Genomic DNA, 19,965 nt, shown 5'->3' on the forward strand with positions numbered 1-19,965 from the left:
CAAAATGGCGCAAAAACAGCAAAATATGACTGAATTTTGAGCATATCTTGCATGATTTGACACGATTGCTGCCCTTTATAAGCTGTAATGCTTCATTTAATCAGCGGCTCCTTAGTTTTTTTGTTCCGTATGCTTGTTTGCATGAAGCACAGGATATTGTAGAAGAATTGTTTTCAGAACAGTGATAAACATTCAAGAACTCTCTGCACTGATTTCTGAAAAGGTCGCAGAGTTTCTTCCAATTTAATATATCAGTTATCATAGAGCCAGACGCATAGACGCAGAGCCGATAACCAGTCAGCCATGAGCTGCGGTTATCGGCTCTTTTATAATTCATAGGGAGGTGCCCTTTGTTAGCTTTCATTTTTCATCCGCCTAACCTATCAAAAAAAGCTCCTCTTTCCGACGGGATCAATCCGGTGGCGGATGCGAAAATTGTCAGCTTTGAAGTGAATATGTAATTTCCTGCGCCTGTGTGCCATTGTGGTACACAGGCGCATTTTGTTTTGGCTGCTTTGGGACAAATTGTCCCGAAGTAGGTAAAGGCGGCCCGGGGTGTCGTTCTCCACCGCCCTCTGTTCAGATTGCCATTCACCCCCTAACTATCTGAACGGAGGAATTACAAATGACGACGATCAATCTGAAAGACTTTTATCCGTGGTACACCCACGACAAATACATAGAGGTTTCCGAGGAAGTGGCTGACGAGCTCCGGGCAAGCAGACTGTACGAGGCCGCCTATAATCTCATGGGCGGAAATGTACGACACGGCCAGTATGGAGGCCAAAAAAATGATCGTCAACTGCTTAATCAAGCGGGTGGATGTCTACCGCGACTACAAGTTGCACATTGATTTCAACATTGACTTTACGCAGTTCTGTGAAGGGCTGGACATTGTAACGATTGCCGCATAAAACAAAAAGCCCGCTCCCAAAAGGGAACAGGCATGAAAAAACCTGCTTCGCATGAAGCAGGTTATCTAAGAATACTCAGCACACCAAAGTTTGGTGGAGATAAGCGGGATCGAACCGCTGACCTCTTGAATGCCATTCAAGCGCTCTCCCAGCTGAGCTATACCCCCAAATAAAAGGGTGTGCTGAGTATTTCTTATTCAATTTTCGAGAGGGGTGTGTAACCGCTTCAACCGGGCTCCCAGCTGAGCTATACCCCCATATTTTGTTATGCACTCCTGAGTGCTTTGATATTATATCTCGTCCCTCACACTTTGTCAACCATTTTTGAAAAAATACCACAAGATTTTTTACGCTCTTGGAACCCGTCCGGCAAACACACAACATGCTCCAACACAATAGGATGGAATACATGGTACAACCAAGGGCAATATTTCCGTTATAAAAGGAGTTTTTCCATATGCTGTAACTCCCAGCTTTTGGTATCATTTAAATACATCGTCTCCCGGGAATGTCTGGAGGATCAAGGCGCAGACGGTTTATCTGCGGCCGTGGAAAGACGCTATATCCATGAATCTGCAAAATTATTTCCCATGAACCATTGGGGGAATATTAACGTTTTTCAAAATCAGACGATATAATAAATGAGTATACAAATTTGCATTTCTCGTCCGCAGCCGGTCCCACAGGACCCCGCGGACCGCAGCAAAGAGGTGATCGGCATTGTGTTTTCAGGACACCCTTTCGGCGCAGCATTCCCATGACGTCCCTTCCCCTGTTTCCGGACGGGCCCCTGAGCCGCCGCAGTCCCCTCCTTTTATAACCTTTTCCCCCGGGCAAGCCCTATGGAAGCTCTACCATCTCTGGCGGGGCGGCGACGATGAGGAACCGCTGCGCCTGAGCCTTGTGTCCGGCGAGGACCCATGCGGCGCCCTGCTGGGCGACAATCTGCCCCGGGAGCACCAACGGCTTCAGCTGCTGCTCAACGATGCGGCCCAGGCCCGGCTGGAAGCCCTGGCCGCGTCACCGGACGCTCTGAACGAACGAGCCCTGGTCTTTCTGACCCGGGATGAGCTGGCGGCGTGGCTGTTTTTGTTCCCCGCCGTGGGACAGGGCCGGGCGCTGACCAATGCCCGGCTGCAACAGGCGCTGTTGCGGCACAATATCACCACCGGCATCCAATGGGATACTCTGCGGCAGCTTCCCACGCTGCCCCAACGCCATTTCCGCATGGTGCCCATCGCTGCGGGCACGGCGCCCATCCCCGGCCGGGACGGCCGCATTGTAGACCATTTTCCCCGCTCCATCGGCGCGGAGGTCCAGGTGGATGTTCTGGCCCATGAGGATTATGAATCCCTGCATCTGGTGCGGGACATCGGAGAAAACGACGTGATCTGCGACATCTTCCCGGCCACCAAGGGCACGCCGGGCCTCACCGTCACCGGCCGGCCCCTGGACGCCCCCGACGGCCGGACCGTCACCGTGCCCCAGGGCCGCAACACCTGTCTGTCCGAAGACGGATTGCATCTGGTGGCCGCCTGCCGGGGCCATGTGGTGTTCTCCGGCCGCAGCTTTCAGGTGAAACCGGTTCTGGAGCTTCGGGAGCCTCCCGTCTCCCCCCAACAGGTGGTCAAATTTCTGGGCGATATCCACATCCACGGCGATCTGCCCGACGGCGCTTCCGTTTACGCCGTCGGCACCGTGCAGGTGGACGGCGCTGTGGGAGCCTGTACCATTGAGGCCGGTGAGAATATCATCCTGTCCAGCGGCGCCCAGGGCGTAAACCGGGCCATGCTGCGTGCCCAGCGGTCCGTGTATGCCAAGTACCTCGATCACTGCACCGTCTACGCCCGCGAAAGCATCCAGGCCGACTGTATCATCCGCTGTGAACTGTACAGCAACGACCTGGTGCGGGTCCGCACGGGGCTGGGCGCCATCATCGGCGGCACGGTCCGGGCCACCCGGGAAGTCTCCGCCACCATGGTAGGGTCCCAGGCCCACCGGCCCACCCATATTTTTCTGGGCGGCCAACCCTGCGAAGAGGCCGAGCGGGCACAGGTATTGCAGGAGATCGAGGACGCCGACCAAACCATTGCAGAACTGAGCCGCCGGACCGACGAGGAAGCCGTCCGGCAGCTGCCCAAGCTGAAGCTGCACCAGGGTGTGGCCAAGCTGAAGCTGGAAAAATTCGACCGGGAGCTGGAAGCCGCGGCCAAAGCGCTGGAGACAGAAGACTGCCGCCTGCTCTGCGACACCGCCTATCCCGGCACCGTCGTTACCATTCGCCACAGGGACGTACCTGTGGATCAGATCACCCAGCCCTGCGCCATCGGCGTGACCGACGGCCATGTGGGTTGGCTGTAAGTTTTAGAGAAGGGTTGCCAATGACTTCGCAACAGCTTAAGGAATTGCAGGAGATCATTCATCAGTGCATGCAGGACACCACCATTCGCTTCGCAGGCATCGATCTGCTGCGGGAGGAGACCGCCCTTTCCGACAACGTCTGCACCGTCCACACCACCCTGGAGGGCGGCTGCAACGCCACGTTGGTACTGTGCGCCGACACGGCGCTGCTGGTGCGTCTGGCCCGTATCATCATGCGTTCGGAACAGGTGACGGAACAGGATGTACAGGACGTGGCCCTTGAATATTTCAATGTCGTCTGCGGCCGCATCGCCGCAGGACTCTATCAGTCCGCCCGAATTTCGTCCCGGTTCCATGCCCCCCGGTTCCATACCGGCGCCTATATTCCTGAGACGCCGCAGTCCGGCAGCTGCGTACTGGGCTACAGCGGCGGCAGCAATGAGAAAGCCCAGCTCATGTTCCTGGGCCTTCTCACCCCCGAAGACCAGGTCTGCCAGGCCTGACCGACCGACCCATTGAACCGGCGCGTCCGGTCTATGTGCCCGCAGACGTGCTGCAGACAGAATAAAGGAGCGATTAACAAATGTCGAAAAAAATCATGGTGGTGGATGATTCCAGAATCGCCCAGTTACAGTTACAACAGATTATTTCCAATACAGAATATGAAGTGGCAGCCTGCTGCCAGAGCGCCGAGGAGGCCCTGGCGGCCTATGACAAGGTCCGGCCCGATCTGGTGACCATGGACATCGTCATGCCCGGTATGGACGGCCTCGACGCGGCCCGGCTGCTGCTGGAGACCCACCCCGATGCCAAGATCCTGATGATCTCTTCCCTGGCCTACGACGACACCATCGACGAGGCCAAGCGCATCGGCGCCCTGGGCTTTGTCTATAAACCGTTTCAGGATACGCAGGTTCTGTCGGCTCTGGAGCAGGCCTTTGCTCCGGCAGCCATCTGACACGCTCCTCCCCTGCTTCCCCGCCAGCCCGGGACCCTTTGGCGTCTCAACTGGTGGGGCTTTTTTTCCCTTTGCATCGTGGCCATTTTATGATAAAATAAACGCAGTATTTCTCTTGGATATAGCGATTTAATGTAAGAAAGGAATTATTCCGATGGCACACAGCAAAAAACGCGACGCCTGGGGCTCCAAATGGGGGTTCATCCTGGCCTGTATCGGCTCCGCCGTGGGTATGGGTAACATCTGGCTGTTTCCGGCCCGGATTTCCGCCTATGGCGGGGCAACATTTCTAATTCCCTATCTGCTCTTTGTGGTCATCATCGGGTCCACCGGCGTCATCGGTGAAATGGCCTTCGGACGGGCCGCCCGCTCCGGCCCCATCGATGCCTTCGGCCTGGCCACACGGCAGCGCTTCGGCTCGGAAACGCCCGGCAAGCTCCTGGGACTGCTGCCGGTGCTGGGCTCCCTGGCCCTGGCCATCGGCTATTCTGTGGTGGTTGGCTGGATTTTCAAATATCTGTTCAGCGCCCTGATCGGCAGTTTCTCCGGTATGGCCGGCGTGGATGACTATGCCGCCTTTTTCAACGGCGCCGCCGCCTCCAACGGTCTGTGGCAGATGGTGGGACTGGCGTTGACCATGGTGATTCTGGCGCTGGGCGTAGGCCGCGGCATTGAAAAGGCCAATAAAATCATGATGCCACTGTTTTATGTGCTGTTCATCGGTCTGGCTGTCTACATTTTTACCCGCCCCGGTGCGGCAGCAGCCTACCGGTATATCTTTGTCCTGGACCCCAAGGGACTGGCCGATCCCCTGGTCTGGGTCTACGCATTGGGCCAGGCCTTTTTCTCTCTGTCGGTAGCCGGTAACGGAACACTGATCTACGGTTCCTATCTGAGCCGGGATGCCAACATCCCCAGCGATGCCAAGGCCGTAGCCTTCTTCGACACCTGTGCCGCCATGCTGGCCGCTCTGGTCATCATCCCGGCCATGGCCGTCACCGGCCGGAACCTCAGCGAGGGCGGCCCGGGCCTGCTGTTCATTTATCTGCCCAACGTCCTGCGGGAGATTCCCGGCGGCGCGGTGCTGCTGGCGCTGTTCTTTCTGGCCGTGGTCTTTGCGGCCATGACCTCTCTGATCAACCTGTTCGAATCGCCCATTGCCACCTTGCAGGAGCTGTTCCGCCTGGGGCGGCCCGCCGCTGTGGCGGTGGTGGGCGCTGGGGTGAGTTTGCTCATCGCCCCCATCGTCTCCCCCTGGATGGACGTCTGCTCCATCTATATCTGCCCCTTGGGCGCCCTGCTGGCCGGTGTCTGCTTCTTCTGGCTGTGCCGGAAAGAGTATGTACTGGAACAGGTGAATCTGGCTCGTTCCAAGCCCCTGGGCAGTTGGTTTTATCCCCTGGCAAAATACGGCTTCTGCGGCGTGACGCTGCTGGTGCTGATTTTGGGTATCGTCCTGGGCGGCATCGGCTGAGCGCCGTGTCCCCCCCCACAGATCAGAAAGAAGGTTATCGATCATTATGGAACTGGATCAACTCCACCAATTTGTGAACAGCACCTGTCTGGTATACAACGATGCCAGTGAAGCCCTCTTTCCCGGACAGATCGCACAGTACAGCAGCACCCTCCGTATCAACATCCTATACGATCCCGACACCTGCTGTCCCTACTGGACGCTGAAGCCGGCCAGTAAAATTTATCTTCGGCTTCAGGACAGTCAGGATTCCAAACAATTCATTATGATTCACGGTATGGTGATCAATGCCTCAGCCGATCATTTTTTCATGCTGCCTCAGTCCATTACCTACAAATCCAACGAACGCGAATACTTCCGAGAGCCCATCCAGCTACAAACCGTCATTATCTCCCACAACGGCCAGCCGGTCCAACACGACTGCACGTTGGTGGATATCAGCGCCGGCGGCCTGTGTCTGCACACGCCGATGGACTATCAGGTGGGCGACTCCATCCAGATCACGGAACAACAGCTCTATCCCGACGGTCCCACCCATGATCTGGACTGCGTTGTGGTGCGAAAAATTCCGCGCCGCAACGCAATGCAGCAAAACGTTTATGGCTGCCGCTTCCTCCATCCGGACGACAGCAACCAGCAGCGGCTGCTCAGCGATATCTTCGCGCTGCAGTGTTCCAAAATCCGCACCGATTGAATGCAGTGGCCGCCATGTTCCCATGTCGATTTCTTGACGCAACTGGCAAAACGGCAGTTTTAACAAGTAGACGCGCCGGAGGCAAAAGCCTCCGGCGCGTCTACTTGCCATATGGTCCAACTGGGATTGCCCTTACAAAATGCGGCCGTCGGTGGAAATGGTGACCACATGGCAGGCCACGGCCTTGCCGCTGCGCTCCAGCGCCGTGCGGACCGCCCGTTCCAGGCCGCCGCAGCAGGGTACCTCCATACGGGCCACGGTGACAGTGCGGATGTCATTGGATTGGAAGATGGCTTCCAATTTCTCCTCGTACTGCACCGCGTCCAGCTTGGGACAGCCCACCAGGACGATTTTCCCTTTCAGGAGCTTCTCATGGAAGGCCCCGTAGGCAAAGGCCGTGCAATCGGCGGCCACCAGCAGGTCGCATCCGTCAAAATACGGTGCGTGGATGGGAGCCAGCTGAATCTGCACCGGCCACTGACGCAGCCGGGAAGGCTGCTCCCCCGCCGGGGCCGGAGCCTCGTCCCGCTGGAAGGCCATGGCCCGGCTGCCGGGACATCCGCCCCCATGGCGCTGCTGCTTCCGGGCCTTTTCGGCCAGAACCGCCGCCTCGTCATAGGCCGGGGCCTCCCGCTCCTCAAAGGTGATGGCCCCGGTGGGGCAGGCGGGCAGGCAGTCGCCCAGGCCGTCGCAGTAGTGTTCCCGGGTCAGCCGGGCCTTGCCGTCCACCAATTCAATGGCCCCTTCGTGACACGCGGTCACGCAGGCCCCGCAGCCATTGCAGGCCGTCGTATCAATGTGTATAATTTTACGGATCATTTGCCGTTGCCTCCTTGACTTTATAGGAGAATTGTATCATAATATGGTTGCACGTTCTGTTGTATTTCCAACGGTAAGGAGCGATGGATTTGGAACCGCGAATTTTGGCCGCCTCCCCCCTGTTTGCCGGCGTGGACCCGGAGGACATCGGCAAAATGCTTACTTGTCTGTCCATCCACCAGCGTACCTACGAGCGGGAGGCCTATATCTGTACCGCCGAGGAACCGCCCCGGGAATTGGGCGTGGTGCTTCGGGGCAGCGTCAATCTGATTAAGGAAGACTATTGGGGCAACCGTGCCATCATCACCAAAATCGGCGTCGGAGGTATCTTTGGGGAAGCCTGTTCCTGCATCGATGTCCCCTCCATGCCCGTCAGCGTGGTGGCAGCGGAACGGAGCGAAATTCTGTTCCTCAACTACCGGAAGGTCACCACCACCTGTCCCAATGCCTGCCCGTTCCACGCGGCGCTGATCCAGAATATGCTGTCCCTCATCGCCCGGAAAAACCTGATGCTCACCAATAAAATCTCCCATCTGGTCAAGCGGACTACCAGAGAAAAGCTCCTGTCCTACTTTTCCGAGCAGGCAGCCCAGAGCGGCGGCAGCAGCTTCACCATCCCCTACAACCGCCAGGAACTGGCCGACTATCTCAGCGTGGACCGCAGCGCCATGTCTACGGAGCTGGGCAAGCTGCGCAAGGAGGGATTGCTGGAATTCCACAAAAACCGGTTTACATTATTATAAAAAAAGCTAAAATTTTTTCCAATTTGTTAGAAATCCAACAGACAATTTTAGGAATCAATGTTATTATATTATAGAAATCATCAAGGAGGCAATCTGACCCATGTATTGTGTGAAGAAATTACAGGAAGATCTCTACTGGGTAGGTGCCAGCGACCGCCGTCTGGCCCTGTTTGAAAATATTTACCCCATCTCCCGCGGCGTGTCCTACAACGCCTACGTGGTGCTGGACGAGAAGACCGTTCTGATGGATACCGTGGACCACTCCGTCAGCACCCAGTTCTTTGAGAACCTGGAGCATGTGCTGAATGGCCGGCCCCTGGACTATCTGGTGGTCAACCACATGGAGCCCGACCACTGTGCCACCGTCGAGGAAGTCGTCCGCCGTTATCCCGGCGTCACCGTCGTGGGCAACGCCAAGACCATTCCCATGCTGCGTAACTTCTTCACCTTTGACGTGGATTCCCGTTCCCTGGAAGTCAAGGAATTCGACACCCTCTGCACCGGTAAGCATACCTTTACGTTTGTCATGGCGACCATGGTCCACTGGCCCGAGGCCATGGTGACCTATGATGTCACCACCAAGACGTTGTTCTCCGCCGATGCCTTCGGCACCTTCGGCGCCCTCAACGGCAACATCTTCGCCGACGAAGTCAACTTTGAGACCGAGTGGCTGGACGATATGCGCCGCTACTTCACCAACATTGTCGGCAAGTACGGCACCCAGGTCCAGGCGCTGCTGAAGAAGGCTGCCACCATCGAGATCGAGATGATCTGCCCCCTGCACGGTCCCGTGTGGCGCAAGAACATCGGCTGGTTCATCGACAAGTACCAGCATTGGAGCCGTTACCAGCCTGAGGAAAACGCCGTCATGATCGCCTACGGCTCCGTGTACGGCAACACCGAGAACGCCGCCACCATCCTGGCCAATGAGCTGGCCGACCGCGGCATCCGCAACGTTGTCATGTACGACGTCTCCGTGACTCATCCCTCCGTCATCGTGGCCGAGGCCTTCCGTTGCAGCCATCTGGTCTTCGCCTCCACCACCTACAACGCCAATATCTTCGCCAACATGGAGACGGTCCTCACCGATTTGCAGCACCATAACCTGCAAAACCGCGTGGTGGGCATCATCCAGAACGGTTCCTGGGCTCCCACCTCTGGCCAGCTCATGCGCGAGTGCATCTCCTCCATGAAGAACATGACCATTCTGGACGCCCAGGTAAATATCCTGTCCTCTGTCAAGGACGCCCAGCGGCAGCAGCTGGAGGCCCTGGCCGACGCCATCGCCGACTCCATGCCCAAGCCCGTGGTCATCGACCACTCCCAGCAGATCGAGCCCAACGCCATGTTTAAGCTGAGCTACGGCCTCTTCGTGCTGACCACCAAGGACGGCGACAAGGACAACGGCTGCATCATCAACACTGTCACCCAGCTGACCGATGTGAAGAAGCGCGTCACCATCGCTGTCAACAAGGCCAACCTGAGCCACGATACCATCCTCAAGACCGGCGTGTTCAACGTGTCCGTCCTGACCCAGGAGGCTCCCTTTGCCCTGTTCCAGCGCTTCGGCTTCCACAGTGGCCGCGATACCGACAAGTTCGAGGGCTTCGCCTGCACCGAGCGCAGCGAAAACGGTCTGGTGTACCTGAACAAGTACGCCAACTCCTTCCTGTCCTGCAAGGTCACCGAGACCTATGACTATGACACCCACACTCTGTTTGTGGCCGACGTGACCGAGGCCCGCGTGCTGAACAACGAGCCCTCCATCACCTACGCCTACTACTTCGACAACACCAAGCCCAAGCCCCAGCCCGCCGACCCCGAGCAGAAGGGTTACGTCTGCAAGATCTGCGGCTATTTCTACGAGGGCGAGGACATCCCGGCCGACTTTATCTGCCCCCTGTGCAAGCACGGCGTGGCTGATTTTGAGAAAATCGGTTAAACTATTTACATAATTCAAATTTTTAGGAGGAATTTCCCATGGCTAAGTATGTTTGCGACGTTTGCGGTTATGTTTACGACGAGGCTGTCGGCGATCCCGATAACGGCATCGCCCCCGGCACCGCCTGGGCCGACCTGCCCGAGGACTTTGAGTGCCCTCTGTGCGGCGTAGGCAAGGACCAGTTCTCTGAGGAAGCCTGATCTCTGCCACAAGCGAACCGCCCTGTGCCATTTGGCACAGGGCGGTTATTATTTCCAATTCTGATAGATTTGCTCGATGGCTTCCATGGCGGCCACACTCAGCTCCTCTGTCACTACAGGACTGGTGAGATGGTTTTTCGTCAGACAGTCCTGCACGTGGCGCACCTCGTAAACTAATTCATGGTCACAGGGAAATTCCAGCGTCTCCGGTTCCCTGCCGTCGGCATGGATGGTCAAAGTGCGGGCTTTCCAGTAGAGTGGCAGGTCCATATACCCCCGTTCCCCATAGAACCGCGCCCCATCCTGGAGCATGGCTTTTGTACTGTTGGCCGCCGTGAACAGGACGCCGTTATTCATACGGCCCGCCAACATATACTGGCATTCGCCGCCCTCCGGCGATGGGGTCCAGACGCCGCTGCACGTCTCCAGGGGACCAAAGAGCCACAGCAGCAGTTCCAGCACATAGATGCCGCTGGACAGCAGCGTTCCGCCGCCGTCGGCCCGGCGGAACATCCAGCCGTTATAATCGGGGGAAAAGGAGTGGCGGAACTCCGCCAGATGAATTTTTCCCACGTCGCCCCGCTCCACCCGCTCTTTCAGCGCCAGGACAGCGGGCAGAAACAGCATTTTCTGAGCCTCCATCAGGAAGATGCCCCGCTGCCGGGCCAGAGCAAACAGTTCCCGCGTCTGCCGGGATGAGGTGGTACAGGGCTTTTCACACAGGACATGCTTCCCGGCCAGCAGCGCCGCCTTGGCCCATTGGTAATGTTGGCCGTTGACGGTGGACAGATACACCACGTCCACATTAGGGTCCCCCAACAGCTGGTCATGGCTGCCGTAGGCCCTGGGGATGTTCCAGCCCGCCGCCTTTTCTCTTGCCTTTTCCAGGGACCGGGAGGACAGCGCCACCACTTCCCCGCCGCCCGCTGCCCGGACGGCAGCCGCGAACCGGGGCGCAATGGACGAGGTACTGAGGAGACCGTATCGAATGGGTTTCACAGAAAAACCTCCTTCTGCCAAAAAATCCGGGCTTTCGCCCGGATTTTTATAAATGTACTTATTTGCCCATGAGCTTTTCCAGCGCGGCCATACGGACGCAGATGCAGAACACCTCCATGGCGGCCTCCAGCTCGGCCACTGGGGGCAGAGACGGGGCAATGCGGATGTTGGAGTCCTGAGGGTCCTTGCCATAGGGATACGTGGCGCCGGCGCCGGTCATGACCACGCCCGCCTCCTTGCACAGGGCCAGCGCCCGCTTGGCGGTGCCGGGCATGGCGTCATAGCTGACGAAGTATCCGCCTTTGGGACGGCACCAGCTGCCGATGCCCAGGGGCGCGATCTCCCGATCCAGCATATCCACCACGGCGTCGAACTTGGGCTTCATGATGGCGGCGTGCTTCTTCATGAGCTCCAGAGTGTGGGCCTTGTCCTTGAGATAGCGGACGTGGCGCAGCTGGTTGACCTTGTCATAGCTGATGACCTGGACCGTCAGCAGCTTCTGCATATAGGCCATGTTGGCCTCGGAGGTGGCGAAGACCGCCACGCCAGCGCCGGGCAGCGTCACCTTGGAGGTGGAGGCGAACTCGTAGACCATGTCGGGGTTACCGGCCTCGCGGCACACGGTGAGAATGTCCCGGAAAGGCACAAAGTCGCCGTCAAACTCGTGGATGCAGTAGGCATTATCCCACATGATGGTGAAGTCGGGGGCGGCGGGCTTCAGAGCGGCCAGACGGTCAATGACAGCGTCGGAATAGGTGATGCCCTGGGGGTTGGAATACTTGGGCACACACCAGATACCCTTAACCGCCGGGTCCTTGACGGCTTCTTCCACGGCGTCCATATCGGGGCCTTCCTCGGTCATGGGAATGGTGATCAGCTCCATGCCAAAGGACTCGGCGACCTTGAAGTGGCGGTCATAGCCGGGGGACGGGCACAGGAACTTGACCACATCCTCCTTGCACCAGGGGCGCTGGCTGTGGAGCAGGCCGTGGGTGAACGCCTTGGAAATCACGTCGTACATGAGGTTCAGGCTGGCGTTGCCGCCGGCAAAGACCTCGGAAGGCTTGCAGCCCAGAATCTCCGCGAAGAGGGCGCGGCAGGCAGGCACACCGGCCAGCTCGCCGTAGTTGCGGACATCCATACCGTCTGCCACGCAATCGTCCGGCGTGGAGAGCACGGTCAGAATGTCGCTGACCAGGTCCAGCTGCGCCTTGCCGGGCTTGCCACGGGACATATCCAGCTTGAGGTTTTTGGCCTTGGCCGCCTGGAAGGCAGCGGTAACAACGTCATATTCCTGTTGCAGCTGGGCTGCGGTCAGAGTTGCGTATGCAGTCATGGTATGACCCCTTTCAATCTTTTTGTACTTATATATGTATTCTACTGTCCGTATGGAATAAAGTCAAACGGCATTTTACTTTACTTTTTGCAGGATTTGCGGTATTTTCTTGTATAGAATATAACACAGTCCATCGTTGAAGCACAAGAAAAGACAATTGTCTACTATATGTGGACTGGTAAAAAAGGAGGCATTGGACATGCTGGGAGACTGTCACATCCACCTGGCATTGGACGGATACGACTACAAGGCGGCCTTGGGCCGCCATCGGGAGACTGTGGACGACACCCCCATCCATGCGGCTCTGGACCGATATCGGGAATTGGGCATCACCTTTCTGCGGGACGGCGGCGACAAATTCGGCGTCAGCCGCCGGGCAAAGGCGCTGGCTCCCCAATACGGCATCGACTACCGCAGCCCCATCTTCCCCATCCATCGAAGGGGCCGTTACGGCAGTTTCATCGGCCGGGGCTACGACGATCTCCACGAATACCGGCAGCTGGTGGCCGAGGCCAAGGCCCAGGGGGCCGATTTCATCAAACTGATGCTGTCGGGCATTATGGATTTTTCCCACTTCGGCGTCATTTCCGACGAGCCCTTGCCGCCGTCGGAGGTCCACGATCTAGTGGCCATCGCCCATGACGCAGGCTTTCCCGTCATGGCCCACGTCAACGGTGCGGACCGCATGGCGGCGGCACTGGATGCGGGCATTGACTCCCTGGAGCACGGCGGCTATGCCAACGACGAGGTTTTGCACCAACTGGCCGAATCCAAAACCGTTTGGGTGCCTACGCTGGTGACCATCGCCAATCTCCGGGGGGCCGGACGGTTCCCAGAGGAGGATGTACAGCGGCTGACACGGCTCCATATGAACAACATCGCCGCCGCTCACCGGTATGGGGCGATCATTGCCCTGGGCAGCGACGCCGGGGCCTGGCGGGTCCCCCACGGCAGCGGCACCGCCGATGAGCTGGCCCTGCTGACGGAGGTTCTGGGACCGGAGGCCACAGAGATTTTACAAATTGGTGAAAAATTTCTCCAAGAGCGCTTTTCCTTTTGTTGAGGATGCATTATAATAGAGGTGCAGGAAAGGAGGAAACTCTATGAAACTGACCTTTTACGGTGCGGCGAGAGCCGTCACCGGCAGCTGCCACTGCATCACCTGCAATGGCCGCAAAATTCTCATTGACTGCGGATTGCAGCAGGGAAAAGACGAATGGGATAACAGCAACAGCGAGTTGGAATTTGTACCGAGTCTCATTGACGATGTCATTGTCACCCATGCCCACATCGACCATACGGGCCGCCTGCCCCTGCTGGTGAAGCAGGGCTTCCGGGGCCGGATCTTCTGCACCCGGGTCACGGGGGAACTGCTGGACATCATGCTCCGCGATTCGGCCCACATTCAGGAAAGCGACGCCAACTGGAAAAACCAGAAAGGCCGCCGGTCCGGCGCGGCTCCGGTGGAGCCTCTGTATACCCTTCAGGACGTCATGGAGACGCTGGAACTGATTGTCCCCTGTGAATACGGCCGGGAGGTCCGCATTGACGATCAAATCCACGCCCGGTTCACCGATGCGGGCCATCTGCTGGGCTCCGCCGCCATCGAACTGTGGCTGACAGAAAACGGTTCCTCCCGCAAGATTGTCTTCACCGGCGACCTGGGCAACACCGATCAGCCCATCATCCGGGACCCCCAGCCCATTTACGACGCGGACTATCTCGTGACAGAAAGTACGTATGGCAACCGGGAGCACGAGGACCGGGAGGACTACACGGCCCGACTGGCCCAGATCATCGACGACACCCTGGGCAACGGCGGCAATGTGGTGATTCCCTCCTTTGCCGTGGGCCGCACTCAGGAACTGCTCTATAAAATCCGGGAGATGAAGGAGCAGAACATGGTCAAAAGCGTCCCCCACTTTGAAGTGGTAGTGGACAGCCCCCTGGCCAATGAAGCCACCCGCATTTATTCCGGCGACCTGCGGGGCTATCTGGACGAGGAAGCACTGGCCACCATCCGGGAACGGGACCTGTTCACCTTCCCCGGCCTGCGGCTGATTCCCGGCGTGGAGGAGTCCCGGGCCTTGAACACGGACCCCACGCCCCGGGTCATCATCTCCGCCGCCGGCATGTGCGACGCGGGCCGTGTGCGGCACCATCTGAAACACAACCTCTGGCGGCGGGAGTGCGCAGTGGTCTTTGTGGGCTACCAGGCCGAGGGGACTCTGGGACGGTCCCTGCTGGACGGCGTCAAGCGCGTCAAGCTCTTTGGCGAGGAAATTGAGGTCAACGCCAATATCTATGTGCTTCACGGCCTGTCCTCCCACGCCGACCGCTCTCACCTGCTGGCCTGGGCGCAGAACTTCGACCCGGCCCCCCGTCACACCTTTGTGGTCCACGGCCAGGACGAGGTGACGGAGGAATACGCCCAGCTGCTGACCGATCACCACATTCCGGCCCATGCACCTCTGCCCGGCGAGGTTTATGACCTGCTGGAGAATCGGGTGGTGGAAGCCGGTACGGCCCGGGTCCGTCCCACGGCTGCGGCCAAGGCCAAGCCGGTGCAGCCCGCTTCCCCGGCCTATCGCCGTCTGGAACAGATGGCAAAGGAACTGCTGCTGGCGGTGGAACACAACCGGGGCGGCTCCAACAAGGATTTGGGCAAGTTTGCCGATCAGATCAAATCCCTCATCGACAAGTGGGACAGATAAGCCGTCTCAGATTCTGGTATCAAATGTGCAAAAAGTATCGGGAATCGTCTTTCCGGCGATTCCCGATACTTTTTGCTATGCAATGGAAGAGAGCGCCGCATCATTGCCGGCTGCTTACCTTTTGACGTCAAAAATCCCTATGATCTTGTTGCAGTGCTCGCAATAATACGCATTTGGTATTCTTGTCTGACCAAAAACCATATCACTTACGGTACTGTGTCCGATGGACTTTCCGCCTTCATAGATCAATTTGCGCAGTCCCTTTTTTTGAAACTCCCGGCACGGCACCCACACGACTGTAATGCCATTTGCCACAATGCCTCCTTGCTGCATCTCTGCGCCACATAACATACATTTCATAGCAACGATCCCCGTCCCTTGCTCCACAGCAACAATATAATAAAGCACCGCTTTATTTCGTCATTATATCAGCTTGCATCCCGCCTGTAAAGGCATTCCATTGCAGAAGAACCCCCCACCATTTCCCAGAGAGAAACAGTGGGGGGCAGTATCTCTTAGAATACCGGGACCACAGCGCCGCCGTAGGTCTCCTCGATGAAAGCCCGAGTCTCGTCGGAGGTCAGGCACTCAATCAGAGCCTTGACGGCCTCATTGTCCTCGTTGCCCTCCTTGACCACCAGCACATTGGCATAGGTCTGCGCGCCCTCGGAGTCGGCGCCCTCAGAGGCCAGAGCGTCGGTGGCAGGGTTCAGACCGGCGGCCATTGCAAAGTTGGAGTTAATGACGTTAAGGTCAAACTCTTCCACGGTATTGGGCAGCATAGCGGCCTCCAGTTCGGTGAACTCCAGGTTCTTGGGATTGGAAGTGATGTCCTTGGGGGTGGCATTCAGACCCGCCTCCGGGTCAATCTCAATGAGGCCCTGGGCGGCCAGCAGCTGTAAGGCGCGGGCCTCGTTGGTCACGTCGTTGGGCACAGCCACGGTGCCGCCGTCGGGCACTTCCTCAATGGAAGCGGACTTGCCGGGATAGATGCCCATGGGCTCATAGTGAATCTTGGCCACGCTGACCAGATGGGTACCGTTGTCGGTGTTGAACTGGTCCAGGTAGGGGGTGTGCTGGAAGAAGTTGGCGTCTTCTTCCCCGTCCTCCACGGCGGTATTGGGGATGATGTAGTCGCTGTACTCGGTAACCTCCAGCTTGTAGCCTTTCTCGGCCATCATATCGACACACGCATTGAGAATCTCGGCATGGGGTACCGGCGTGGCAGCCACTTTGATGGTCTGCAATTCTGTGGTCTCCGTAGTGTCCGTGGCGCCGGTTTCTCCGGTGGCGGCAGGCGGGTTGGTCGTCTCGGACTCCTTGGCGCCGCAGGCGCCCAGAGTTGCCACCAGGCCAAAGGCCAGCAGTGTTGCGATGAATTTTTTCATTTTCAGTTTCCTCCTTGCAGCTTAGCGAAGTCTCTTATCCAGCTTTGTAGAAAGCCAGCTGAACAACGATTGAATGATCTGCACCATGACAATAATCAGGATTACGGTGGCTGCCAACATCTCCGGCACTCTGCGGACATAGCCGTAGCGGACAGCCAGATCGCCCAGTCCCCCCGCGCCAACCGTACCGGCAATGGTTGTATAAGCGATGATGGTGACGATGGACACCGCCGCGCCCAGAATCAGGGACGGCCGGGCCTCGGGCAAGTAGACCTTCCGGACGATCTGCCATGTGGAAGCGCCCATGGACTGGGCCGCCTCCACCACACCGCCGTCCACTTCCGACAGGGACGACTCCACCATCCGGGCGATGAATGGGGCGGCGGAAATCACCAGGGGCGGAATCGCGCCGCGCACGCCGATTTTGGTACCCACCAGAAACTTTGTGAAGTCCAGCAGCAGAATCATCAAAATGATAAAGGGGATGGACCGGCCGATGTTGATAATCCAGCCCACAACGCGGTTGAGCCAGGGATGCTCCCAGATGCCGCCGGGGCGGGTGACGATCAGCAGCACACCCAGGGGCAAGCCAATGATATAGGCGAAGATGGTGGACGCCACCACCATAATGGACGTGTCCCGAAGACCTTCCAGAATCAGTCCGCCGTATTCACTCCAAAATTCAGCCATGGTCCGGCACCTCCTCCATCGTCACGTTGGGTTGGGATTGGATATAGTTGACCGCTTTTGCAGCCTCTGTGGGGTCCTGGGGCAGGCCCAGCAGCATCGTGCCGAAGGCCTTGCCTTCGATGTTGCGGGTATCCGCGCCGAGGATGTTGACTTTCACACCGCAGTCGATGGCCAGGGACGCAATGAGCGGTTCATACGAGGAGCCGCCGTTGAAGGCAATGCGGATGACCCGGGATTCCCGCAAAGCCTCCAGCTTGACGCCGCCGGGGTACACCAGCTGGCGGCCGATTTCCGACTGGGGATTGGCGAAAATCTCCGCCACTTCGCCCTGCTCGGCCACCACACCGCCGCTGAGGATGGCTACCCGGTGGCAAATGCGCTCCACCACCTTCATCTCATGGGTGATGATGACTACTGTGACGCCCAGTTTCTGGTTCAGGTCCTTGAGCAGCTCCAGAATGGACAGGGTCGTGGTGGGGTCCAACGCCGACGTGGCCTCGTCGCACAGCAGCACCTTGGGGTCCGTGGCCAAGGCTCTCGCAATGGCAATGCGCTGCTTCTGGCCGCCGGACATCTGGGCCGGGTAGGCATTCTCCCGGTCGCCCAGGCCCACGACTTCCAGCAGCTCCCGGGCCTTTTTCCGGGCCTGGGCCTTGGGCACGCCCGTCAGCTCCAGGGGAAAACAGATATTGTCCAGGGCCGTCCGCTGCATCAGCAGATTGAAGCCCTGAAAGATCATGCCGATGGACTGGCGGGCTTTGCGCAGCTGCCGGTCGCTGAGCTGGGTCAGTTCCTGGCCATCCACCACCACACTGCCGGCGGTGGGCCGCTCCAGCAGATTCATACAGCGCACCAGCGTACTTTTACCGGCGCCGGACAGGCCGATGATGCCGAAAATCTCCCCTTTTTCAATATTCAGGGAGATGTGCTCCAGGGCGTGGACTGCGCCCGCCCCCTGGCCGAAGGTCTTGGTCAGGTCGCGAATCTGAATGATCGGTTCTGCCATGGGCCATAGGCTCCTTTCGTTGAAAAAATGTCATAAGGGTACAAAAAAACGCCCTTGATCTTCGATCAAGGACGACAGAAAAACTCCACCGTGGTACCACCTTGGTTCACCGCTGCCTCACGGAAACGGCCTTACAGCGTACTGACATACGCCTGCGCGATGACGGGCGCTCCCGTCGCAGCCTGTACCCGCAGGTAGTCGGTGCGCGGCTCCGGAACCATGTTCAGCACAGCGTGCCGTGCCCCCTCTCACCTGCCGGGGCTCTCTTGGACGGTCGGTTTGGCTTACTCTTTCCTTCATTGCCTTTCAAGCTATGGAATTAGTAGTCATAGTATACGATACGGACCGGACGCCGTCAACGGTTATTTTCCACGAAAGCCACAATTTTTTCAGAAAACCTTCGGCCACTCCGCACAAAACGCCCCCGGATTTCCGCCATTGACAACGGCAGACCCATGGTTTACAATAGGGAAAATCCTTCAATACTAAAATGCGATAAAGCATTCCACGACGGGTCCCGACGGCTTCGGCTTGACCTGGCCTGTAAAAAGGACTAAAATAGGAGAAGTATTGAAGATACAGACAGAATAAACCGGCGCCCCCCTGGGTCCCGGCGGAAAGGAAGACACCATGAGCAACATCAAAATTACCAGAACGACGACTCCCAAGGCAAAGCCTGATCAGAACCATCTGGGCTTTGGCAAACACTTTACCGATCACATGCTGCGCATTGACTACACCGCCGGTATCGGCTGGCACGACGCCCGCATTGAGCCCTTCGGCAATCTGGAACTTCATCCGGCCGCCGTGGTGCTCCACTACGGCACCGAGATTTTTGAGGGCCTCAAGGCCTATCGCCGTCCCGACGGCACGGTGCAGTTGTTCCGCCCCATGGAAAACATCCGCCGCATGAATAATTCCGCCCGCCGTATGTGCCTGCCCACCATCGATGAGGAGCTGGCCCTGGAAGCCCTGCGGCTCTTTGTGGAGCTGGAGCAGGATTGGGTACCCTCCGCTCCCGGTACCTCCCTGTATCTGCGGCCCTTTATGATTGCTACCGAGGCTGCCCTGGGCGTCCACACCAGCAAGGAAGCCGCCTTTATCCTCATTGCCTCCCCCGTCGGCAGCTACTTCCCCAATGGCCTGGAACCTGTTAAGATTATGATTGAGGATGAAGATGTACGCGCAGTCCGCGGCGGCACCGGTGAGGCCAAGTGCGGCGGCAACTACGCTGCTTCCACCCGCGCCGGTGACCGTGCAGAGGCCAAGGGCTATTCCCAGGTCCTGTGGCTCGATGGCGTGGAGCGGAAGTACATCGAAGAAGTGGGCGCCATGAACGTCATGTTCAAGATTGGCGATGAAATCGTAACGCCCAAGCTCACCGGCTCCATCCTGCCGGGCATCACCCGCAAGAGCACCATTGAACTGCTGGCCAGCCAGGGCATCACCGTGTCCGAGCGGCTGCTGAGCGTGGACGAGCTCATCGGCGCGGCCAAGGACGGCACCCTGGACGAGGCCTGGGGCATCGGTACCGCCGCTATCATCTCCCCCATTGGCGTTCTGGCCTACAAGGGCGAGGAATACACCGTTCACAACGGCGAAATCGGCCCCTTTGCCCAGAAGCTGTATGACGATCTCTCCGGCATTCAGTGGGGTACCACCGAAGACCCCTTCGGCTGGACCTTCCCCATCGACCAGCAGTAATGTTCCATAGCAATCGCGCCGCG

General features: G+C 58.1%; 19 protein-coding genes and 1 tRNA gene. 12 read left to right on the forward strand and 8 right to left on the reverse strand.

Going from position 1 to position 19,965, the window contains the following annotated elements; translation table 11 throughout:
- Positions 1 to 791: 791 nt before the first annotated feature.
- A complete protein-coding gene (locus tag ACTQ33_RS13815) occupies positions 792 to 914 on the forward strand; it encodes a hypothetical protein (RefSeq protein ID WP_441465158.1) in 123 nt (40 codons plus the stop codon).
- Positions 915 to 1,005: 91 nt separating this feature from the next.
- Here ACTQ33_RS13815 and ACTQ33_RS13820 read toward each other — a convergent pair.
- Positions 1,006 to 1,081 (reverse strand) — tRNA-Ala (locus tag ACTQ33_RS13820).
- A gap of 553 nt (positions 1,082 to 1,634) precedes the next feature.
- Between ACTQ33_RS13820 and ACTQ33_RS13825 the strand changes: the two genes are divergently transcribed.
- The 5 genes from ACTQ33_RS13825 to ACTQ33_RS13845 all read left to right on the forward strand — a co-directional run bounded on the left by ACTQ33_RS13825 (position 1,635) and on the right by ACTQ33_RS13845 (position 6,401).
- A complete protein-coding gene (locus ACTQ33_RS13825; protein ID WP_441465159.1) occupies positions 1,635 to 3,275 on the forward strand; it encodes a DUF342 domain-containing protein in 1,641 nt (546 codons plus the stop codon).
- A 20-nt stretch (positions 3,276 to 3,295) separates the two neighbouring features.
- Positions 3,296 to 3,778: a chemotaxis protein CheX gene (locus ACTQ33_RS13830; RefSeq protein WP_441465160.1), complete on the forward strand. Its 483-nt coding sequence runs from the start codon at positions 3,296 to 3,298 to the stop codon at positions 3,776 to 3,778.
- Between the two features lie 80 nt (positions 3,779 to 3,858).
- Positions 3,859 to 4,233 carry a response regulator gene (locus ACTQ33_RS13835; protein ID WP_441465161.1) on the forward strand — a complete coding sequence of 125 codons (375 nt, stop codon included), beginning with the start codon at positions 3,859 to 3,861 and terminating at the stop codon, positions 4,231 to 4,233.
- A gap of 154 nt (positions 4,234 to 4,387) precedes the next feature.
- Positions 4,388 to 5,707, forward strand: a complete 1,320-nt coding sequence (locus ACTQ33_RS13840) for a sodium-dependent transporter (protein ID WP_441465162.1) — start codon at positions 4,388 to 4,390, stop codon at positions 5,705 to 5,707.
- Between the two features lie 46 nt (positions 5,708 to 5,753).
- Positions 5,754 to 6,401, forward strand: coding sequence for a PilZ domain-containing protein (locus ACTQ33_RS13845; RefSeq protein WP_441465163.1), 648 nt, complete (start codon positions 5,754 to 5,756; stop codon positions 6,399 to 6,401).
- Positions 6,402 to 6,533: 132 nt separating this feature from the next.
- Here the strand turns inward: ACTQ33_RS13845 and ACTQ33_RS13850 are convergent, their stop codons facing one another.
- The gene (locus ACTQ33_RS13850; protein ID WP_441465164.1) at positions 6,534 to 7,220 is read right to left on the reverse strand and encodes a 4Fe-4S dicluster domain-containing protein; all 687 of its coding nucleotides are present in this window, start codon (positions 7,218 to 7,220) and stop codon (positions 6,534 to 6,536) included.
- A gap of 89 nt (positions 7,221 to 7,309) precedes the next feature.
- Between ACTQ33_RS13850 and ACTQ33_RS13855 the strand changes: the two genes are divergently transcribed.
- The 3 genes from ACTQ33_RS13855 (at position 7,310) to rd (ending at position 10,105) form a co-directional block, all read left to right on the forward strand.
- The gene (locus ACTQ33_RS13855) at positions 7,310 to 7,963 is read left to right on the forward strand and encodes a Crp/Fnr family transcriptional regulator (RefSeq protein ID WP_441465165.1); all 654 of its coding nucleotides are present in this window, start codon (positions 7,310 to 7,312) and stop codon (positions 7,961 to 7,963) included.
- A 100-nt stretch (positions 7,964 to 8,063) separates the two neighbouring features.
- Complete coding sequence (locus ACTQ33_RS13860; protein ID WP_441465166.1) at positions 8,064 to 9,905, forward strand: flavin reductase; 1,842 nt, start codon at positions 8,064 to 8,066, stop codon at positions 9,903 to 9,905.
- A gap of 38 nt (positions 9,906 to 9,943) precedes the next feature.
- Entirely contained in the window at positions 9,944 to 10,105 is a 162-nt protein-coding gene (gene rd / locus ACTQ33_RS13865; RefSeq protein WP_441465167.1) for a rubredoxin, read from the forward strand.
- 48 nt (positions 10,106 to 10,153) lie between these two features.
- Here the strand turns inward: rd and ACTQ33_RS13870 are convergent, their stop codons facing one another.
- Together ACTQ33_RS13870 and ACTQ33_RS13875 are read right to left on the reverse strand one after the other, a co-directional pair.
- Positions 10,154 to 11,104, reverse strand: coding sequence for a Gfo/Idh/MocA family protein (locus ACTQ33_RS13870; RefSeq protein WP_441465168.1), 951 nt, complete (start codon positions 11,102 to 11,104; stop codon positions 10,154 to 10,156).
- A 58-nt stretch (positions 11,105 to 11,162) separates the two neighbouring features.
- Entirely contained in the window at positions 11,163 to 12,440 is a 1,278-nt protein-coding gene (locus tag ACTQ33_RS13875; RefSeq protein ID WP_441465169.1) for an aminotransferase class I/II-fold pyridoxal phosphate-dependent enzyme, read from the reverse strand.
- A 199-nt stretch (positions 12,441 to 12,639) separates the two neighbouring features.
- Here ACTQ33_RS13875 and ACTQ33_RS13880 point away from each other — a divergent pair, with 199 nt between their 5' ends.
- Together ACTQ33_RS13880 and ACTQ33_RS13885 are read left to right on the forward strand one after the other, a co-directional pair.
- The gene (locus ACTQ33_RS13880) at positions 12,640 to 13,503 is read left to right on the forward strand and encodes an amidohydrolase family protein (RefSeq protein ID WP_441465170.1); all 864 of its coding nucleotides are present in this window, start codon (positions 12,640 to 12,642) and stop codon (positions 13,501 to 13,503) included.
- A gap of 40 nt (positions 13,504 to 13,543) precedes the next feature.
- A complete protein-coding gene (locus ACTQ33_RS13885) occupies positions 13,544 to 15,154 on the forward strand; it encodes an MBL fold metallo-hydrolase RNA specificity domain-containing protein (protein ID WP_441465171.1) in 1,611 nt (536 codons plus the stop codon).
- Positions 15,155 to 15,268: 114 nt separating this feature from the next.
- Here ACTQ33_RS13885 and ACTQ33_RS13890 read toward each other — a convergent pair whose 3' ends face one another.
- The 4 genes from ACTQ33_RS13890 to ACTQ33_RS13905 form a co-directional block, all read right to left on the reverse strand.
- Positions 15,269 to 15,514 carry a PF20097 family protein gene (locus ACTQ33_RS13890; protein WP_441465172.1) on the reverse strand — a complete coding sequence of 82 codons (246 nt, stop codon included), beginning with the start codon at positions 15,512 to 15,514 and terminating at the stop codon, positions 15,269 to 15,271.
- Between the two features lie 155 nt (positions 15,515 to 15,669).
- Positions 15,670 to 16,542 (reverse strand): MetQ/NlpA family ABC transporter substrate-binding protein, encoded by an 873-nt coding sequence (locus ACTQ33_RS13895; protein WP_441465173.1) that lies wholly within the window; start codon positions 16,540 to 16,542, stop codon positions 15,670 to 15,672.
- Between the two features lie 21 nt (positions 16,543 to 16,563).
- Positions 16,564 to 17,232 (reverse strand): methionine ABC transporter permease, encoded by a 669-nt coding sequence (locus ACTQ33_RS13900; RefSeq protein ID WP_441465174.1) that lies wholly within the window; start codon positions 17,230 to 17,232, stop codon positions 16,564 to 16,566.
- Positions 17,225 to 18,238: a methionine ABC transporter ATP-binding protein gene (locus tag ACTQ33_RS13905; RefSeq protein WP_441465175.1), complete on the reverse strand. Its 1,014-nt coding sequence runs from the start codon at positions 18,236 to 18,238 to the stop codon at positions 17,225 to 17,227. Before ACTQ33_RS13905 ends, ACTQ33_RS13900 begins: the two co-directional genes overlap by 8 nt.
- 630 nt (positions 18,239 to 18,868) lie before the next feature.
- Here ACTQ33_RS13905 and ACTQ33_RS13910 point away from each other — a divergent pair.
- On the forward strand, positions 18,869 to 19,942 hold the full coding sequence (locus ACTQ33_RS13910) for a branched-chain amino acid aminotransferase (RefSeq protein ID WP_441465176.1): 1,074 nt from the start codon (positions 18,869 to 18,871) through the stop codon (positions 19,940 to 19,942).
- The last annotated feature ends 23 nt before the right edge of the window (positions 19,943 to 19,965 follow it).

Source organism: Candidatus Avoscillospira sp. LCP25S3_F1 (genome assembly GCF_052117125.1).
Lineage (GTDB): Bacteria > Bacillota > Clostridia > Oscillospirales > Oscillospiraceae > Avoscillospira_A.

Bases quoted from the DNA above. Each gene is read 5' to 3' on its own strand.
- ACTQ33_RS13815 (WP_441465158.1), top strand. From the start codon at position 792: ATGATCGTCAACTGCTTAATCAAGCGGGTGGATGTCTACCGCGACTAC.
- ACTQ33_RS13830 (WP_441465160.1), top strand. From the start codon at position 3,296: ATGACTTCGCAACAGCTTAAGGAATTGCAGGAGATCATTCATCAGTGC.
- ACTQ33_RS13835 (WP_441465161.1), top strand. From the start codon at position 3,859: ATGTCGAAAAAAATCATGGTGGTGGATGATTCCAGAATCGCCCAGTTA.
- ACTQ33_RS13840 (WP_441465162.1), top strand. From the start codon at position 4,388: ATGGCACACAGCAAAAAACGCGACGCCTGGGGCTCCAAATGGGGGTTC.
- ACTQ33_RS13845 (WP_441465163.1), top strand. From the start codon at position 5,754: ATGGAACTGGATCAACTCCACCAATTTGTGAACAGCACCTGTCTGGTA.
- ACTQ33_RS13850 (WP_441465164.1), bottom strand. From the start codon at position 7,220: ATGATCCGTAAAATTATACACATTGATACGACGGCCTGCAATGGCTGC.
- ACTQ33_RS13860 (WP_441465166.1), top strand. From the start codon at position 8,064: ATGTATTGTGTGAAGAAATTACAGGAAGATCTCTACTGGGTAGGTGCC.
- rd (WP_441465167.1), top strand. From the start codon at position 9,944: ATGGCTAAGTATGTTTGCGACGTTTGCGGTTATGTTTACGACGAGGCT.
- ACTQ33_RS13875 (WP_441465169.1), bottom strand. From the start codon at position 12,440: ATGACTGCATACGCAACTCTGACCGCAGCCCAGCTGCAACAGGAATAT.
- ACTQ33_RS13880 (WP_441465170.1), top strand. From the start codon at position 12,640: ATGCTGGGAGACTGTCACATCCACCTGGCATTGGACGGATACGACTAC.
- ACTQ33_RS13885 (WP_441465171.1), top strand. From the start codon at position 13,544: ATGAAACTGACCTTTTACGGTGCGGCGAGAGCCGTCACCGGCAGCTGC.
- ACTQ33_RS13890 (WP_441465172.1), bottom strand. From the start codon at position 15,514: ATGAAATGTATGTTATGTGGCGCAGAGATGCAGCAAGGAGGCATTGTG.
- ACTQ33_RS13895 (WP_441465173.1), bottom strand. From the start codon at position 16,542: ATGAAAAAATTCATCGCAACACTGCTGGCCTTTGGCCTGGTGGCAACT.
- ACTQ33_RS13900 (WP_441465174.1), bottom strand. From the start codon at position 17,232: ATGGCTGAATTTTGGAGTGAATACGGCGGACTGATTCTGGAAGGTCTT.
- ACTQ33_RS13905 (WP_441465175.1), bottom strand. From the start codon at position 18,238: ATGGCAGAACCGATCATTCAGATTCGCGACCTGACCAAGACCTTCGGC.
- ACTQ33_RS13910 (WP_441465176.1), top strand. From the start codon at position 18,869: ATGAGCAACATCAAAATTACCAGAACGACGACTCCCAAGGCAAAGCCT.